12 protein-coding genes and 1 pseudogene are annotated in these 19,578 nt (G+C 40.1%); 5 read left to right on the top strand and 8 right to left on the bottom strand.

Annotated elements, in window-relative coordinates:
• Positions 1-112: 112 nt before the first annotated feature.
• Positions 113-1,032: pseudogene (locus IPH84_11465) on the top strand (DMT family transporter).
• Positions 1,033-1,297: 265 nt separating this feature from the next.
• On the opposite strand, the gene IPH84_11460 reads toward IPH84_11465, so the two are convergent.
• From IPH84_11460 to alaS, 4 genes are all read right to left on the bottom strand, one after another.
• Positions 1,298-1,804 carry an RNA polymerase sigma factor gene (locus IPH84_11460; protein ID MBK7173827.1) on the bottom strand — a complete coding sequence of 169 codons (507 nt, stop codon included), beginning with the start codon at positions 1,802-1,804 and terminating at the stop codon, positions 1,298-1,300.
• A gap of 308 nt (positions 1,805-2,112) precedes the next feature.
• Positions 2,113-2,994 (bottom strand): MerR family transcriptional regulator, encoded by an 882-nt coding sequence (locus tag IPH84_11455; protein ID MBK7173826.1) that lies wholly within the window; start codon positions 2,992-2,994, stop codon positions 2,113-2,115.
• Between the two features lie 214 nt (positions 2,995-3,208).
• Positions 3,209-5,419 carry a DUF4954 family protein gene (locus IPH84_11450; protein MBK7173825.1) on the bottom strand — a complete coding sequence of 737 codons (2,211 nt, stop codon included), beginning with the start codon at positions 5,417-5,419 and terminating at the stop codon, positions 3,209-3,211.
• A gap of 479 nt (positions 5,420-5,898) precedes the next feature.
• Positions 5,899-8,514 carry an alanine--tRNA ligase gene (alaS, locus tag IPH84_11445; GenBank protein ID MBK7173824.1) on the bottom strand — a complete coding sequence of 872 codons (2,616 nt, stop codon included), beginning with the start codon at positions 8,512-8,514 and terminating at the stop codon, positions 5,899-5,901.
• Positions 8,515-8,714: 200 nt separating this feature from the next.
• Between alaS and IPH84_11440 the strand changes: the two genes are divergently transcribed.
• From IPH84_11440 to IPH84_11425, 4 genes are all read left to right on the top strand, one after another.
• Positions 8,715-9,686: a M23 family metallopeptidase gene (locus tag IPH84_11440; protein MBK7173823.1), complete on the top strand. Its 972-nt coding sequence runs from the start codon at positions 8,715-8,717 to the stop codon at positions 9,684-9,686.
• Positions 9,687-9,960: 274 nt separating this feature from the next.
• A complete protein-coding gene (locus IPH84_11435) occupies positions 9,961-10,302 on the top strand; it encodes a MerR family transcriptional regulator (protein MBK7173822.1) in 342 nt (113 codons plus the stop codon).
• 91 nt (positions 10,303-10,393) lie between these two features.
• A complete protein-coding gene (locus IPH84_11430) occupies positions 10,394-11,455 on the top strand; it encodes an OmpA family protein (protein MBK7173821.1) in 1,062 nt (353 codons plus the stop codon).
• A gap of 20 nt (positions 11,456-11,475) precedes the next feature.
• Positions 11,476-12,096 carry a hypothetical protein gene (locus IPH84_11425; protein MBK7173820.1) on the top strand — a complete coding sequence of 207 codons (621 nt, stop codon included), beginning with the start codon at positions 11,476-11,478 and terminating at the stop codon, positions 12,094-12,096.
• A gap of 37 nt (positions 12,097-12,133) precedes the next feature.
• Here the strand turns inward: IPH84_11425 and rfaD are convergent, their stop codons facing one another.
• From rfaD to IPH84_11405, 4 genes are all read right to left on the bottom strand, one after another.
• The gene (gene rfaD / locus IPH84_11420) at positions 12,134-13,108 is read right to left on the bottom strand and encodes an ADP-glyceromanno-heptose 6-epimerase (GenBank protein ID MBK7173819.1); all 975 of its coding nucleotides are present in this window, start codon (positions 13,106-13,108) and stop codon (positions 12,134-12,136) included.
• A 57-nt stretch (positions 13,109-13,165) separates the two neighbouring features.
• On the bottom strand, positions 13,166-14,791 hold the full coding sequence (locus IPH84_11415; protein MBK7173818.1) for an alkaline phosphatase family protein: 1,626 nt from the start codon (positions 14,789-14,791) through the stop codon (positions 13,166-13,168).
• A 139-nt stretch (positions 14,792-14,930) separates the two neighbouring features.
• Positions 14,931-17,195, bottom strand: coding sequence for a DUF4838 domain-containing protein (locus IPH84_11410; protein MBK7173817.1), 2,265 nt, complete (start codon positions 17,193-17,195; stop codon positions 14,931-14,933).
• Between the two features lie 50 nt (positions 17,196-17,245).
• Entirely contained in the window at positions 17,246-19,564 is a 2,319-nt protein-coding gene (locus tag IPH84_11405; protein ID MBK7173816.1) for a family 20 glycosylhydrolase, read from the bottom strand.
• Positions 19,565-19,578: the final 14 nt, after the last annotated feature.

Genomic DNA, 19,578 nt, shown 5'->3' with positions numbered 1-19,578 from the left:
GTATAATCCTTACCATTTGATCATTTCAATTATCTTTGCCAGCCAAAGGATGTATTGGAGAGTATGATCTTTCCGATAAGGTAATGGTCGTGAACATATATATAGAGAGGATATGAAAGTGAACAGGCCCGTTTTTGCAGGGGCAATGGCTATTTGTGTTGCAGCCATATTATGGGGACTTGACGGAATAGTGCTCACTCCACAGCTTTACCGGTTGGATATCAGTCTGGTAGTATTTATCCTTCACGCATTGCCATTCCTGTTAATGAATTTTTTCTTTTTAAGGAATACCGGCATCTGAAGCGTTTTACAGGAAGTGATATTTTGATGATTTTCCTGTTATCCTTATTTGGAGGTGCCATCGGAACTTTATCAATTGTAAAGGCATTATTCCTTGTGAATTTTAAGGCTTTAACTGTAGTCGTGCTTTTACAGAAACTCCAGCCTGTTTTTGCGATAACTTTAGCTGCGATCCTTTTGAAGGAGAAAATGAAGTCGAACTTTGCAATTTGGTCAGGACTGGCTATTGTTGCAGGTTACTTCCTCACCTTTGGATTGAAGATGCCTGATTTAAGTTCCGGGAATAATACAGCTCTTGCTGCCGGTTATTCCCTTTTGGCGGCTTTTGCTTTTGGGAGTTCCACTGTTTTCAGTAAAAAAGTGCTTCAGAAGTACAGTTTTTTCACCGCTACTTTTTTCAGGTATGGCACCACTACCTTGATTATGCTGTTGATTGTGCTGATTACCGGCTCCTTAAATTTGCTTTCGGGTGTTCAGCGTTTCGAATGGTTAATATTCCTACTGATAGGCTTAACCACAGGATCGGGTGCAATATTTCTCTATTATTTTGGTTTAACCCGGATCAGGGCTATGCTTGCTACGATCTGTGAATTATGCTTTCCATTGTCCGCGATCTTGTTTGATTATCTCTTCAACCAAAAAGTACTGACCCCCGTTCAATGGGTAAGTGCATTAGTGATGATTTTCGCCATCTTAAAACTCAGCCTGCAGAAAGCAGATCAGGCTAAATAGCAGGAGATTCTTGGTGGCAGGGCTTTAACCTGGGGGTGAAGAATACCATTACTATTCATTTAGTGTAATATGCGTGGAGCTTTTTAAATAATCTCCCTATTCAATATTTGATATCGATTATTTCGGTGCCGGCATCATTGAAGGCCTGGTAACTATAGTGGAATGCAATGAAAAAAACCGGGCACCGCTTGATGTTTTCATAAAAAAAGCCACTATCCGATAAAAGAAGTGGCTGAATGAGTAATCAGGATCTAGTTTGAAATGCTTAATCAGCAAATTCCTTTAGGTTATCCATTAATTTGCGACGAGTGAAAAATATACGGCTTTTTACGGTGCCAATAGAAATATTCAAACTATCAGCGATCTCCTTATATTTAAATCCGTCGTTATGCATTTCGAAAGGCAATCTTTGATCAGGAGCAAGTCGGGAGATACTTTTCTTGATCTCTTTTTCTGAAAATTTTGACTCAGGAGAAGCAAATTCAGATTTACGGGGAATATTCAGATAAAAAAGATCCTCCGTACTGTCGATGATGGTATTTGCTTTCTGATTCCTGCGATAATTGTTAATGAAAGTGTTTTTCATTATGGTATAGGTCCAGGCTTTCAGATTTGTATCATCAGCAAATTTGTCACGATTTGCTAATGCCTTAAGATAAGTATCCTGAATCAGGTCTTTAGCTTCTTCACGGTTTGAAGTAAGCATGTTTGCATAATAATGAAGGTTGTCATGCAAACTTATAAGTTTATGGGTGAATTCTATCTGTGTCATAAGGCCAATGTTTAAGTAAACACACTGCAAAATTAAACAAAATAATTTAGAATCATTAAAAATAGTGTTAAATAATTGTTAATGAAAGTTAACACTAATGAGAGAATGACCACTATTCAATCTTATGTTTATTAAGAATGAATAAAAACTGTTCACGAATATACAATCAAAAATTAAACAATCAATATATTCAGAAAGAAAAATATGTTAAAAAATGAATATAAAATTTTAATATTCACATTTTCAGGGAAATAAAAACACTCATCCGCGGAGATTATCCGGAATGATTAAAAGGAATTTTAAGAAAATCAGAGTAGTTTCAGGTAGTTTTCGAGTTCTTCAACATTATGAAGAAGGGTCATGTTGCTTTTAAGTTCGAACTCATTGCTTAAAAACTGATATCCTCCCAGGAGAATCGTCTTATTTGAAAACATTGAACCTAATTTATCCAACAATTCCTGCAAACCGGATCCGGGTAAAGAGCAGGTAATGGAGGTGAAAAGGATATCAAAATAACGGATAGCAGCGATTTCAGGAAGATCAGCAACAGGCACATTTTGTCCCAGGTAAATGACCTGATGCCCGTGCTTACGAATGAGGTAATGGAAAAAAAGTAGTCCCATCTCATGGTATTCCTGATCAGGCAGAAATAGTAGGAAAGTTTTGGCATTTGAATGGAGTGCAACATGCTGTCCATCAATTGCAAGGATCAATTTCTGACGAATGAGATTCGATACAAAGTGTTCCTGAGCGGGTGTTATTGTGCCGGTTTGCCATAATACGCCTATTTTCTCAAGGAATTTATGCAAAACATCCGTAATCGTTGTTTCAAAACCAAATTTAATAATAGATGAGGACAATATTTTGTCAAATCTTTGTTCATCCATTTCAATCATTGAAAGAACCAGGCTTTCTACTTCATGGCTGAACATAGGGTCTTGTTCTGAAAGATCCAGTAATTTGCTATTCAACTCTTCAGAAGTCATTGAAACAATGTTTGAAATCCTGAAACCGTATCGGTTTAATACGGAGACATTTAACAATCGTTTCAGGTCCTCATCAGAATAATACCTGATATTAGTAGCTGTCCTGGATGGATCTACAAGATGATACCTCTTTTCCCAGATACGAATGGTATGGGCTTTAATACCAGTAAGCTTCTCCAGGTCCTTAATTGAATATTTAATCATGTTGGTGGCAAAATTTATGCGCAATTTCGTTATACAACATGAGAAAAGCAAAAATGTTTAATCTTTTAGTATAAAATATTAAACTAAGTGACTTTTAAAGTTATTGTTATTTGCATTTTTTGGAATCTAAAATCCTACCGGACTGACTAAATTGAGTTATTCCTGGTAATAACTATGGTCAGGGGGGAATTAATCTTAATTCTGAATACAGATCCTACTCAAGTCCCCAATTTTTTAATAATGTGCTAACTTTTAATTGCGTCTTTTCAAATTGCTGTTTCTGCATTTTAATGAAGCTGTTTTTAGCAGGATTTCCCATTACTGCATACATTTCTTCCGTATTCTGATAGGTCATTTGACGGAAAGGGTTTTCATAATCGCGCACCCTTGAATCTTTGATTTCATTAACAATTCTAAGTTTAAATTCCAGATATTTTGCAAATAAGGATGTAACGAACTCCTTGCCAACTTCTGCAGGTTTTAGAAGTTCATTTAAAGAACTTATCGCATGAAGCAGCCTTGCAGCAGGATATTGATCAGTCTGCAAATGGTAAAATTTATGTACATCTTCCCAACTGACAATTTCATAATCGATGATCTTTTGTTTCATCAGATCAAGTTCTGAAGTTGAAATCAATTGTCCACCTACATTTGTAAATAGTTCTCTTTTTGCGGTTTTTTGAAGTAAGGTTGTGAAAACTTCAAAATTCATATCAGGGTGATATTCAAGGTATTCTATCAATACTTCCACGGCATAGATCAGAATGAACTCCTGATAGGTCTCCCAGGCTTTTTGAGCTTTCACAATAAGACATTTCCTGTGGCCATGTTCAAATTCATTGCCATTAATTAATAAGTCCCTGACAAGAGGGTCTTTATCAATGAACAATTGCTTTCCTTTCACCTGGTATTCTTCTCTGGAATAAGTTTTTCCTGTAGGGGGCTCAGTCAAAACCATTTTCCCGGCAAGTACTTCCAGCGTTGTAATTGCGTTGAACATACTATTTACTGTATCAGGAGCCAGGTAATTTGTTTCCAGCGATTGTAATTTCTCAGGTCGTTTATCTCTGTCGCCGGTTTTCCATGAATTCCTGTCCAGGGCATACATATTATACATAAACCAGTATGCCGGCATGATAACTAACCGGTCATTTGCTACATCATTGCTTACCAATGAGAAAGGAAGTGTAATATTTAGTTCAGCGGGATAATCTGCTTTTGTTAGAAGCGTGAATGGTGCAAAGCGGCTATTATGTTTTACACTGGTGCAAAGAGCTGGCCAGAAGCCCCGTTCAGCAATCAATTCTCCATCCGCAGCCCTGCTATTGTGATTGGAGCCAATGGTTGCACCGGCTGCAATATTGCTTTGCCCTTCGATGGTTGCAGCAATAAGAAATGAATTATTATGATGTTGTTCGTGTGCAGGAAATATGAGAGAGTTGAGCACTTCACAACAAGAAATGGTGGCATTATCTCCCAGGAATGAGTTGATAAGCCGGGCACCATACTTTAACTGTGAGTTGGAACCCATAATGAACCTCACTGCTTTCACTCCATAGAAAATCCTGCATCCCAGGCCTATGATTCCATTCACCAGTTCACAACCTTCACCAATTTGGGTTGGAGCTTCTGCTGATGAATTGATTGTCAGGTTTTTAAGCTTGTTCGCTCCTTTCAGATAAGCATCTGTACCGGTTTTTACATCCTTAATAATACTGCAATTTTTTATAACAGTGCGGCTGCCTAATGTTCCATAATAACCTCTGAAATTATCAAATTTTTTCTCAGTCATTTCCCTGAAACGACGCTGTAAATCTGCATCATGGCGATTTCTGCTCCAAAGCCATGCATCACCGGCAAGCATTCCATCGAATGGCATTACGCTACGACCGGCATTTTCATTACATATTTCGAGCCATATCCTGATGTCTTCACTTTCACCTTCTTTCAGGATGCCATTTCCAAACTTTGCATGATCGGAAGTGGCAATTTCATTCACATTGGCAATAATCACTTCATCACCTGTGATATAGTATGCAAAGTAATTCACATTATCTACAACCACATTATCGCCGAAATCGCAATTGATAATGGTACTATTATAAAGTCCGACCGGTACCCTTAGATCGTGGAATTCCAGGTAATAGGGTTCCAGGTTCCCAATCCTGACTAGTCCGAAAAACTTGCAGTTTTTAACCAGGTCAGGGTTGAAAGCATCTGATACCAGCAGTTTGTTCCAGTCATCAGAGGTATTATGATTCTTTACCAGTACTTCAATTTCATAGGCCGTTAATTGCCTGTATCTTCCATTGGAGCTGTTTTGCCTGTTGCGGAGGTAGTATTCATCCTTGCCAACCGGGATATATTCTTTTGGGATAAATTGATAACCGAGGGTTTGGATTGGGTGTTTTATGATTCCTGACATGTTGAGGTTTTAAGAAGATATAAATGTATTAAAAAAGAATAATGTAGAATGCAAAGTGATAAATGCAAAATGCAAAATGCAAAATGAAAATGCAAAATGAAAAATGAAAAATGAAAAATGAAAAAAAATGAAAAATGAAAAATGAGCCTAGGGCTCCCCTTCGGGGTATTCCAAATCCACAATCCGATATCCGAAAGCCCAAATGGAACCGGCAACGGATCCCCCCATTAGGTACTTCACTCCTTAAGAATGAAAAATGCAAAATGCAAAATGCAAAAGCCCCCAACCGAGCCAAAGGCTTCCCTTCGGGACAATCCCGACATCCGAAATCATCGCACATCCAATCCGACATCAAACATCCGACATCAAACATCTGACATCAAACATCCGACATCAAACATCCGACATCCGACATCCGACATCAAACATCCGACATCCGACATCCGACATCCGACATCCGAAATCAAAAATCCGAAATTCTAGAAATTTTCCAGAAGGTTCCTGGCTTGGCTTAAAGCTGCAGGGATACCGGAAGGGTCTTTGCCACCAGCAGTAGCGAAATTCGGTTGTCCGCCGCCACCTCCCTGGATATTTTTAGCAAGCTCTCTAACTATTTGTCCGGCATTCAGGCCTTTAGATTTAACCAGGTCATCCGAAATCATCACTGAGAGTCCGGCTTTTCCATCAGATTCATTCGCAATGACGAGGAATAGATTTTCGACAGAATCACGTAATGCAAAAGCGAGGTCCTTGATGGATGCAGGATCAAGATCAGAAACGGTTGAAATAAAATGAATCCCACCAATATTTTCCTTTGAGGCAATCAGTTGATCTTTTACCCGAAGTGCTTTCTCAGCATTCATTGCATCAAGTTGTTTGCGTAGATCGGTATTCTGATCGATTAGTTGCTGGACCGCTTTCAAAGGATCTACCGGGTTTTTAACCAGGTTTTTCAATTGTTCCAGGATCAAATCCTGCTCATGGATGAAATCTTCAACTTTAGCAGCAGTAATTGCTTCAATTCTTCTAACGCCAGCAGCAATGGCACTTTCACTTACAATGCGGAAGGAGCCGATTTGTCCGGTTGCTTTCACATGTGTTCCTCCACAAAGCTCAACAGAAGATCCAAACCGGATCACCCTCACCTGATCTCCGTATTTTTCACCAAAAAAGGCTAAAGCACCCAATTCCTGAGCTTGTTTCATTGAAACCGCACGTTTTTCATCGAGGGCGTCATTTTCACGGATTAGTTTATTTACCATGGTTTCTACCTGTGAGATTTCTTCCTGGCTCAATTTCTGGAAATGGGAAAAATCAAATCTCAGGTGGTCAGGACTCACGTAAGAACCTTTTTGCTCAACATGAGCACCCAGAATCGTTCTCAAAGCATAATGGAGAAGGTGAGTGGCTGAATGGTTGTTGGCTGTCTGAGTTCTTTTTTCAGACGAAACCTTTGCTATAAAAGGGACTAATGGGTTTTGAGGGGGTACTTCTGAAAGATGGACTACAAGGTTATTTTCCTTGCGGGTATCAAAAATCTCAATTTTTTCAAAAGTTGATTCAACAATTCCGGTATCTCCCACCTGTCCACCACTCTCAGCATAGAATGGCGTTTTATCGAAAACCAGCTGATAGATTTCCTTACCTTTAGCGATTACTTTCCTATATTTTAAAATCCTGACTTCTGCTTCAATGGTGTCATATCCAAGGAATTCACTTTTATCGGAAGGTATCAGTTCTACCCAATCATCTGTTTCTACATTAGCATCCTGCCTTGAACGGTTTTTCTGTTCTTCGAGCCTTTTTAGAAAGCTCTCCATATCGACAGTCCAGTTGATTTCACGACTCATCAGCTGAGTCAAATCAATGGGGAATCCATAGGTATCATACATTTCAAAAGCAAAATCACCTTGCACGCATTTTTCCCCTTTGCCTGCAGCAATATATTGATGAAATTTCTGAATGCCAATGGAAAGCGTTCTCAGGAATGATTGTTCTTCTTCAGATATTACACGTTGAATAAGAGTGAGTTGAGATGTTAATTCCGGGAAATAGGGCCCCATTTGCTGTTCCAGTACAGGGATCAGTTTAAAGATAAAAGGTTCCCTGATATTAAGGAAAGAATAACCATATCTGACAGCTCTGCGGAGGATTCGTCGGATCACATATCCGGCCTTTACATTTGAAGGCAACTGACCATCCGCGATTGCAAAACTTACGGCACGTAAATGGTCGGCCATAACACGCATGGCGATATCAGCTTTAGGTTCCTGTCCGTATGGAATTCCTGAGAGCCTTGCTATTTCTGAGATAATAGGGGTAAAGACATCTGTATCATAGTTACTCTGTTTTCCCTGGAGTACCATACATAAACGTTCAAATCCCATGCCGGTATCCACATGTTTGGAAGGCAGCAGAACCAATGAGCCATTAGCCTGACGATTGAACTGAATAAATACATTATTCCAGATTTCGATAACCTGAGGATGGTCATTGTTCACAAGGGTGTCACCGGGGATAAGTTTACGATCGGCATCATACCTTATGTCCACATGAATTTCGGAGCAGGGGCCACATGGGCCTGTATCTCCCATTTCCCAGAAGTTATCTTTCTTGGAGCCCCTGAGAATCCTGTCTTCAGCAATATATTTTTTCCAAATCTCATATGCTTCCTGGTCTTCAGGCAGGTTATCAGCAGCATCTCCACCGAAAATAGTGACATATAGCCTGTCCTTATCGATTTTATAAACATCGGTAAGCAGTTCCCATGCCCAGGATATAGCTTCAGTCTTGAAGTAATCGCCAAAAGACCAGTTTCCAAGCATCTCGAACATGGTATGATGATAAGTATCGTGGCCAACTTCCTCCAAATCATTATGCTTCCCGGAAACCCTTAGGCACTTCTGAGTATCAGCAATCCGTGGAAATTTAACAGGTGAATTACCAAGGAATACGTCCTTGAACTGGTTCATTCCTGCATTGGTAAACATAAGCGTCGGATCATTTTTAACAACCATTGGGGCTGAAGGAACGATCTCATGTTGTTTGGATTTGAAAAAGTCAAGGAAAGTCTGCCGGATTTCAATACTTGTCATACCTGGTTTTATTTTCTTTAGTACATTTATAATTCTATCTTGTTTTTCAACTGCTTTATGTTCTTAAAGATGTTACTTTTAAAGGGTGTGTTAACAATTCTTCACAGTCGGAAAGGCTGCAAATTTAAGGTAAATAATTATTTTTGCCGTTAGGCATAGGATAATAGCCTTATTTTAGATGAAAAACTGATACAAAGCCAATGGCTAAAATCCGTTACCAGTTCAATACCAAGTCGCTAAAGATAGAGCGGGTTCAGGTGAGTATAAAGGAAAGGCTAAAAAGATGGCTTTCCTCACTCGCCTTTGGATTGGTATTCGGTGTAATTGTTATTGTGCTGGCATATAATTTCTTTTCATCTCCACGTGAAAAAGTTCTAATGAATGAGCTGGAGGCCTATAAACTCCAGTTTAAGATCATGAATGACAGGTTGAACCAAACACAAGCTGTTTTGGATGATCTTCAGGACAGGGATGATAATATTTACCGGGTAATTTTTGAAGCAGAACCCATTCCTTCATCTGTAAGGAAAGCCGGATATGGCGGTGCAGATCGTTACGCAAGCCTCACAGGAATGAGTAATACTGATATTGTTGAAAGTACTTCCCGGAAATTGGATGAAATTTCAAGCCAGGTTTATGTTCAATCCAAATCCTTTGATGAGGTTTTCAAATTAGCCAAGAATAAGGAGAAAGTGATAGCCAGCATTCCGGCAATACAACCTGTTAATTTCCACGACCTTCGCAGGATTGGATCCCATTTTGGATACCGGACTGATCCTTTTTACAAGGTAACTAAAATGCATGAGGGTATTGATTTTACTGCAGCTGTGGGCACGCCTATCTATGCCACAGGTGACGGAGTAATTACAGAAGCTGAATACAACAGGGGTGGATATGGGATGTGTATCAAGATAAATCATGGTTTTGGATATGAAACCTTTTATGCTCATCTTTCAAGGATGAAAGTGAAACTCGGGCAAAAAGTAACCCGTGGAGAAGTTATTGGATTTGTAGGAAATACAGGTAAATCAACATCTCCTCATCTTCATTATGAAGTTCATAAAAATGGTCAGCCAATTAATCCTATTTATTTCTTCTTTAACGATATCACCCCCCAGGAATATCAAGCAATGATTGAACAATCAAAGAATCCGTCTCAAACACTGGATTGATCAATTCGACAATTTGACAATTCGACAATTTGACAATTTCCCGAGGGGAAGCCTTCGGCTCGACAATTTGACAATTCGACAATTTGACACAATTTCAATTTCCCGAGGGGAAGCCTTCGGCTCAACTATTGGACTATTATGTTGGAGTTCTTTAGTCACCTTGTTTACTTTAGCTCACTCTAGCTCACTCTAGCTCACTCTAGTTCACTCTAGTTCACTTTAGCTCACTCTAGTTCACTTTAGCTCACTTTTTCTCACTTTATCCATCATTGAAATGCCATTAAGAACAAAAGATATAGAAAAGTTATACTTTAAGATAGGTGAAGTTGCTGAGATGTTTGGAGTAAATACTTCTCTGATACGATTTTACGAGAATGAATTTGATATTATTAAACCTCACAGGAATAATAAGGGGAATCGATTATTTACTAAGGCAGATGTAGATAATTTCCATATCATTTTCCATCTTATTAAGGATAAAGGCTATACACTGGAAGGTGCAAAGCTTCAAATCAGGAAACAAAAGACTCATACCCCGGATAAACAGGAAATAATACATTCATTACAAAAAGTCAGAAGATTCTTGCTTGAAGTCAGGAGTGAACTTGAAAAGTAAGCTGACAACCAAAATGATTGGTTACAATTTTTAATTATAGTAATAAATGTCAATATAAAAGACTCTGATATATGTCACTTAAATCCACATTATGAAAAACCTGATTACACTTTTATTAGTTTTTCTCAGTTTTATTTGCTTTGCTCAGCAATCTGAGAATAAGTTGACCTCCAAGTTTGATTTTATTCCGGGTGAAAAAGTCATTTTTTATGATGATTTCACAGATGTAGCAATTGGTGATTTCCCTTTGGCATGGAATACAAACGGAAGCGGGGAGGTAGTAACATCTGATAAATTTGAAGGAAGGTGGCTTTTATTGTCGAAACAAGGCTACTTCCTGCCTGAGGTAAATGAAAGTTTTACTGATAATTATACTGTTGAATTTGACCTGATTTCTTATGCCCAGGTGTATGACCAGCTTTTTTCATTATCCATTTTCCTGACTTCTGCCGATAGAGGTAATGTGATCAATGGCACTCAACCCGGCAATGCGGGGTTAAGAATTCGGCCTGAGAATGAAAGGGTCTCCTGGAATAACTGGGCGGAGAACAGGGAATGGGGTGGTGATGAAGGAATCGGGGCCTTCCAGTTTAAACCAAATGAAAAATATCATTTCGCTTTCTGGTTTCAGAAACAACGTGTTCGGTTATATGTAAATGAAAGTAAGGTATTGGACCTTCCACGGGGGTTAAATTCTGGCTATACTTATAAGTTCTTCAGGTTGGATTCTGAATCCGATGAAATCATTCCAATGATAGCAAATTTCAGAATGGCCGCCGGTTTGCCCGATATGAGAAGTAAACTGATCACTGAAGGGAAGCTGGTTTCATATGGGATTTTGTTTGATGTTAATTCAGATAAACTAAAGCCGGCATCAGCACCTACGATCAAAGAGATTGCAGCAGTGTTGAAGGAAAATCCTGCAGTCAGGATCAAAATTGTAGGGCATACCGATTCGGATGGTGAAGATGCATTGAACCTTGATCTGTCAAAACGCAGAAGCGTGTCAGTAAAGAATGAACTTATAAATGTATATGGAATTGATGCTGCAAGGATTGAAACCGATGGAAAGGGTGAATCGCAACCAGTGGCTGCAAATGATTCCGGGATCAATAAATCCAGGAACAGGAGAGTCGAATTTATTAAGCTTTAACCTTTGAAATATTTATTTAGATGAAAAAATATTATCTGTTGTTTCCTTGCATACTGCTGGCAGCATTATATTCTTTTGCACAGTCATCTTCAAGAATATCGAAACTGATTCCCAAAGGTGTCATTAACCCTGTTGAAACAATCCAACCTATGCCTCCCTTTATGGTCAGGGTTGAGTATGTCGGACAAGTTACTGAAACCACTTCCTGCTCAAAGGAAACAGTGGGAGAGATCAAAGTGGCTATGAGTTGGTATAATAACAATGATGAAACAGGTAAAATGATGCTTGGAATGATTTCATCTCCTTCTGAACTGCAAAAACAATGGCAGAAGAATACCGATGAACTCACAGACATCTGTCAGCAATACAAAAACGGGGGATATGGTGAAAACCTTAAAGTGTCAGAGGTTAAAACAGAAGAAGTGACTGGTGGAAAACTCTGTTTCTTTGATGTAACGAGTCCTTGTGTTGAATCAGCAGTCAAGGCAAGTCAAAGAACCTTTGCCAGGTGTTTTATTTTTGATGGTAAAACGCAGTGTGATATCAGGATAGAATCCCAGTGCAGCCCTGATGAAATCAAGGCTATGATCAAAATGATTGTCTTTGAGGTTAATAATTTTAATTTCTCCGGACTCTTATAAACTGGCAACAAACATTGTGGAGATCAATCTGTTGTGATCAGAAATACCTCTTTTCTGCCAGGTACTGCTGCACATATTCTGTAACACCTTCTTCCAGAGTGTAGAAAGGTGAAGGGAAGCCCATCCTGACAATCACTTTGTTCATGTCTGCTTCTGTGAAATACTGGTATTTGTCTCTTATATCTATTGGAGTATCAATAAATCCAATGTTTGCAGGTTTGCCAAGTGCAGCAAAAACAGCTTCAGCGAGATGCAGGAATGCCCTTGCTTTTCCTGTGCCCAGGTTAAATAATCCGGATTCCTGCTTTTTCTGCATCAGGAAATAGAGGACATCAACAACATCTTTCACGTAAATAAAATCCCGGAGTTGCATCCCATCCTTATAACCTTCCTTGTGTGAACGAAATAATTTTACCATCCCGGTTTCCCTGATCTGATGATACGCATGGAATACCACAGAAGCCATTCTCCCTTTGTGATATTCATTGGGCCCGTAAACATTGAAAAACTTAACACCAGCCCAGAACGGTGGGGTGTTTGACTGTTTCAAAACCCATTTGTCAAAATCATTTTTAGATTCCCCGTATGGATTGAGTGGTTTTAATTGTTCAACGATCTCATGATTATCAATATACCCATATTCCCCCATTCCATAGGTGGCTGCTGATGAAGCATATATTAAAGGAATTCCTTCAACAGTGCAGATATCCCAAAGTTGTTTTGAATAGTTAAGGTTTAACCTGTCGAAAATGGATTTGTCAAATTCTGTGGTATCGGTCCTGGCTCCCAGGTGATAAATGCAAGCTACCTGGCTGGCATTTTCCTTAAGCCATCCAAAGAATTCATTGCGATGGATTTTCAGTGCTATCGACTTATGTTCAAGGTTGCCCTGTTTGGAAGGAATGCTGAAATCGTCGACAACAACCACTTGCGTGAGTCCCTGGTTATTCAGTTTATTCACCATGCAGCTGCCTATAAAACCAGCTGCCCCTGTAACAATTGTATATTGCATGATACTTGTTTCTCTTGACAAAAATAGTGTAATCTGATCTAACTAATAGCTGCCTGCTTATTCAATCTCCACCTCGCTGATAAATAGCCAGGCTTTTTGACCTTCTCCAGGGTGGCCGGTGGGGCAGGTACCGGTATTATAGGCTTTAACTCTTAAGTATCTGGTATTCAGACTCTCAAAAGTTCTGGCCAGCAATACAGGCCCATCTTTACGGAGGTCATCAACATCCGCTGGATTGTAAGCGCCTTGTTCAATAAATTGAATCCCATCTTCAGAACTGTAAAACTCTATTCTTGAAGGCAGGAATATCCAGCTTGCAGGCAGTTGGAGCACATCCAGTCCAATACTTTCAATCTTCCTGATTTCTCCAAGATCAATATCTACTTCAAAATCATCACCTTCCCAACCCATCCATTGTTTGCCTTTATAATTGGCAGATCCAATCAAACCATCAAATAAACTATTGACTCCATTTCCAGGGTACTTTGAAGAAGGCGGAGTTTTGAGACTGGCAGAGTGAATGCCTTCAGTGAAACTGAATTTAAGGGTGATTACCTGGCTGGAATTGTTTCCGATAACTGCAACCGCATTCAGGGTAACATCCTCCGAAAGGGTAAAAGAACCGGTATATTTTTTCGAATTTTTCCCGGGTGTACTTCCATCAAGGCTATAGTATATGATTGATTCGGGAGATAATGATTTCAATTCGACAGGCTGGGGTGATGAATATACACCTTCTTTCAAGGAGCAAAAGGGTTTGCGAACCCAGGCAGATGTCTTGCTTTTTGGGTCAGTTGCTAAAGCAAATGCATCTTTGTTAGGACGTCCAATCCATTCAACAGGTGTTTTTAAAGCAAGGGTTTTTGCGATGGTCGGGGCTGTATTAGCCTGGTCATTAGGTCCATTCAGGATCTTATTTTTTGCAATCCCCGGACCGGAAATGATCCATGGCACCTCTAACTCAATTTTACTTTCACCCCCATGGCCTTTCCCTATACCTCCATGATCAGATACCACGAGTATGCATGTGGATGCATATAAACCAGTTTCTTTTAAAGTTGTAATCAGTTTGCCGATTTCAGTATCTACATCGTTAATAGATTGGAAATATTCGGGAGTTCCATGCCCAATTTGATGACCTACTTCATCCGGATGCCCATAATAGACAAAAGTAAATAATGGTTTTTGTTGTTTAATAAAGTCCCGTGCTGCTGAAGTTACGTTCTGATATCCTGTAATAAACTTATTTTCATTGAGATAAACAGGGTTAATAAAGCTGCCAATCCAGTCCCAGTCGTAAAACATTCCGGTTATGGCTTTTGGTTGCTGTTTCTTTATTACCGTGAATATGGAGGTGAAATACCCGGCATCATCTTTTATGGTTGGCTCATAGGGTTGATTATTCATGCTCCACTCATTGGAGGTTACTCCATGTTGTTCCGGTCCTGCACCCGAAAGAATAGTTGCCCAGTTCGGAGCACTGACAGTAGGCAGTACAGCCCTGGTTTTCAATGACAGGCATCCTTTGCTGATTAGGTCATCCATCACAGGTGTTGAAGCATACTGGAATCCTTCGGAAGAAACCCCGTCGAGCCCGATTAACAGGACATGTTTAATGGTTTGAGACTGCAGTACGGATACTGAAATGAATAACAGCAGCAATAAGCTCACACACTTTCTCATGATAAATGTTTGTATGGATAAGAGTCCCTGATTTAAGGATCAAGATACACAAAAATTAAATGCTTTTCCTGCTTGACAAGTAACTGTCAGATTATCAGTATGAATAGAACCTGGCAAATTGTGGATTGACAGGATAATCTTATTTTTCAACCACGATTTCATCCACAAAAACCCAGGAATCTCCTCCGGCAGAAGGATGCCATGACGGCAAAGCTTTGGTACCCTTGACAGTGAGCCGGATATACCTGATATTGGTAAGATTCTCTGTAAAATTAAAAGTCCGGGTAACTTCTTCCTTTTTCTGATCCCCATCAACTGTAATAAAACCGGATTCTTTCCAGTCTTTCCCATTAGCTGAGACCTCACATTTTACACTTTGAGGGTGTAATATCCAACTCTTAGGGTCATATAAGGTGCCCATATGAATAGATGTGGCAGTTGTGAGTTCTTCCAGGTCAAGGCTAAGTTGAAAATCGAGGGCTTCCCATCCCAGCCAATGTACTTTATAATCATTGGCACCCTGCACACCATTGGAAAGAGTGCTCATATCACCTTTGCTGTATTTTGGTGATGGGAGAGGGGTGGATTCAACTTTCTTATGAAATGCCTTGTTATTTTCAACCTGGACATTGATAAACCTGAGGGTGGATTTATAATAATCATCAGGGCTAAGACCGGCTTCAGACAGGGTTCTTACCCCATTATTTTTACAGGTCAGATAAAAAGCTTCCAGCATATCTTTCATAGGTTGCCTGAGGTGATACTTTCCTTGTGCTTCCTGGTACCAGCCACGAACCCCAAACATATCATTTTTTCCAATTTCCATTGCCGCAAATTGTATAGGCAGCCTGGCCACTTTGACATGTTGAAGCGCTTCATCATGAGTGGAAACAGCCTTTTCTGCCTTATTGAAAAGGAAGTTATAGATGGCCATATTTTCAGCGGAAAGGGCAGCATCAGCATTCCACACAGGGGAACCGTATATGTCCAATACCTGGCCTGATTTTTTATACTCTGACTCAAGTAAGTCAATATAATCCCTTATAAAAGGTGCTGCGGCACCATAATACCCGTTCAGGAATTCGTTGACAATGGAATCCGCATCTGCATCAGGGTTCCACAAGAGCCTGGCAATCAGATAATTTTTGAGTTCGGAAAATTCATGGCCCTTGTCTGTATTGGATTGCTGGAAATGCTCAAGGGCACCATTTTTTATAAAGAACTGAATATTGGGTTGCAGAACATGAAGGTTAGGGAATGGAGATATATGATTGGAGAAATTGACGGTATAATCCCACAGATAGATGTGGTTACTGATTTTTCCCCAGTCGATGATATCCTTCAGGAACTGGGCACTTCCCGGGTCTGATTCAATACTTTTTGAGCGGTTTAACTCAATGGTGCACAGCATGATTTGAACATTTTCCCTGGGTTTGGTAAGCTTTGGGGCCTGGCGCGAGTATTGGTAAGCGAGCGTAGAAATCGTTTTATCCGGAAACTGTTCGGCAATTTTATTCACAAAACGGATAATAGGTCCCGCCGGAGAACCTTCTTCTGCAATTATTTTACTGCATTGAGGGCATTGACAATAGGAAAAATTATCATTCTGGCTCACTGACCACAAATTCTTGTGCGGCTGAGCTGCCATTTCTACTTTCAGTTTTGCAATAGCCAGTTTCAGGACTTTAGGATTTGACAGGCATAGCTGGTCAATAATTCGCTTGCCATTCATCAGGGCAAAATATTCAGGATTGCTCTGAAAGTATTTCTCCCATGGAATCAGTCTGTTAAAAGTGTGAACATAATAACCATCTGCGAAAACATCTTCAATGTCATCCAGTCTTTGCCAGGCTTTATAGGTTTCATCCTTACAGAAATGTCCATTTACTATCCTGAACAATGCTTTTGGCTGATCCGAAATGAGCTTTGTTTTGAGAATGATGGATTGAACAGAAGGAATATACTCAGTATCCGGACTATATTTCCTGCATCCGAGTTCCTTCTCAAGCAATTCTACGACAGCATAAATGCTTCCATTATGCTCCCCACCCAAAATGAATATTTTTTCGGCTTCTACCTTAATCATGAATCCATCAGGAGCTAATTTGATTTTCGATGTTTGAATCTCCTGAGCAGATGTGCGGTTCGAATACCCGATGATAATTTCAAATGGGATAACAGGTTCTTTGTCTGTTACTACCTGAAGGTCAGCCCCGGAAATTTTCTTCACGTAATTTTTCAGGAGTTCCGCTGCGTAAAGATCTGCCGGCCGTGGTTTCTCAGCAAGTACAATTCGGCTGGTTGTTGTCCCATTTTTTGTCAATGGAAAACCCTGACCAAAGCATGAACCGCTGATTGTTAATGTGATTAACAACAATAAAAGGATGGAAGAATGTCTCTTCATAACGCCTATAGATAAGAGATGTAACCAAAAATGGGTTGCCGGGGGCTTGACTATTCAGCAATTACTTCATCACAAAAGATCCAGCATTTCTCACCTTTATATTCATGCCATTCAGGTAAAACACCGTTGTTTTTTGCACTGATTTTGATATACCGGACCTTAGTTGAAGGAAATTCTATCGAAAATTCCCTCTCTGCTTTTCCCTTTGTGGGTTGTGGAGCCGTTTCGATTTTACCAGCCGATTGAAATGAAACACCATCTGAACTGAGTAAAAATTCCACTTCAACAGGGTAGATCACCCATGATCCAATGGATTGTATAAATGTTGTGCTGATTTTATGTAAGTCAGATGGGGTGATAAGGTCAACAACAATTTCCATATCTGTACCCTCATAACCCTGCCAGCCTGTTTTGAGAGAGGCTGTGCCGGTTAGCCCGTCAGTCATGGCCTGATCCCCCGTTCCGGGATATTTGAAACTATAAGGTTTAAGTATTTTTACCGGTTTGCCGGAAGCCTGGTTGACTGTGATATTTCTTTCGTTTGATTGGCCTATGACTTCACCGTCTTTCACCATCACTGCTTTTACGATACTGCTCGATTTTAATTCGAAAGGAGCTGAATAAGGAATTGACAATGCATTAGGCTCAGTTCCATCAATCGTATAATGTATCGGGTAACCTTTGGTTTCACTGCTGATCAGTACCAGGTTCCTGTGTTGGATAGAATCCCTGACAGTAGTGATATCTGTTTGCATGGAACCTTTACTATAATTCACTCCCAGGTAGCTAAGGCGCTTATACTGATTTTCCATCCGTTGAACAAAATCATCCCAGTTCCTGGCATCTTTTTGTGACCAATTCACTTCAGCCAATGCAATAGCCCTGGGATAAGTCATGTATTCAACCATTTCAGGAGTCTTAATATACTCTGTCCAGACATTGCCTTGTGCTCCAAGAATGTGCTTTGCTTGTTCAGCGGTAAGTACAGGAGGAGTAGGTTCAAACGAATAGACGGTTTTAAGTGTGAGCATTCCACCTATCGCCAATGGTTCTGTTGCCGGATCAGCCTGGTAGTAGTCAAGGTAACAATAATCAGTGGGTGTCATGATCACATCATGGTTCTGCATTGCTGCATCTATACCTCCCTGCATCCCTCTCCAGGACATAACAGTAGCTTCAGGTGCAAGTCCACCTTCCAGGATTTCATCCCATCCTATCAAACGGCGGCCTTTTGAACTTAAGAATCTTTCCACTCTCTTGATAAAATAACTCTGGAGTTCCATCTCACTCTTTAATCCTTCGTCCTGCATCCTTTTCTGACATTTTGGACACTCTTCCCAGCGGGTTTTAGGTGCTTCGTCACCTCCTATATGTATATAGGTCGAAGGGAAAAGTTCCATCACTTCAGTAAGCACATCCTGGACAAAAATGAAGGCTGAATCGTTCCCTGCACACAGGATATCGTCGGCTACACCCCATTCCTGCCTTACCTGGAAAGGTCCCCCGGTACATGATAAATGTGGGTACGCCGTCAATGCTGCAACACTATGACCAGGCATTTCAATTTCAGGGATTATGGTAACAAATTTATCAGCAGCATAAGCTACGATTTCACGAATTTGATCCTGAGAGTAAAATCCTCCGTAAGGAACCCCATCAAATTCACTGGTCTTCCCCTTTGCTGTAGCTAAACGTGTTGATCCAACCTGGGTTAAACGTGGATATTTCCTGATCTGAATCCTCCAACCCTGGTCTTCTGTCAGATGCCAGTGAAAGGTATTCATCTTGTACATCGACATCAGATCAATGAATCTTTTAATAAATGAAACAGGATACATATGCCTGCCAACATCCAGGTGCAAACCTCTGTAAGGAAAGCGAGGCATATCCCTGATGGATACGACAGGTACGACATAATCAGCTTTTACCGGTTCCTGACTTTCCACCTCAGGAGGGAGTAGCTGAAGAAAGCTTAGCATGCCATAATACAGGCCCTGGCTGGAAATTGCTTTCATGACTATGCTTTTCGTGGTAACGTCCAGTGTATAACCTTCTTTACCAAGTGTTTGATCAGCGCCTTGCAAGGTAAGTACAATTGCGTTTTTTATCTTCATTTCAGGAGTATACTCGCCAATACTGAGTAAGGGCCCTCCAGCCATATTGATTTTCTGAACAATCAGTTTGACAATCTGGTGAATTTCTTTATTACCTGCATCCACCAGGATCCGGGTAGATGGTTTTAAAGGAAATACGCCTGAACCTTCCTTTATTTCCATTGGTCGGGGAGTAATCCGGATATTTTGCGCCTTCACTGTGAAACTAACCATGATGCAGAATAGGAAGGCAAAGAGCGTTAAAATGTTTTTCATTTTATGATTTCAAT

The organism is Bacteroidales bacterium (genome assembly GCA_016707785.1).
In the GTDB taxonomy this organism is placed as follows: Bacteria; Bacteroidota; Bacteroidia; order Bacteroidales; family UBA4417; genus UBA4417.
This window is presented reverse-complemented; position numbering and strand designations above follow the sequence as displayed.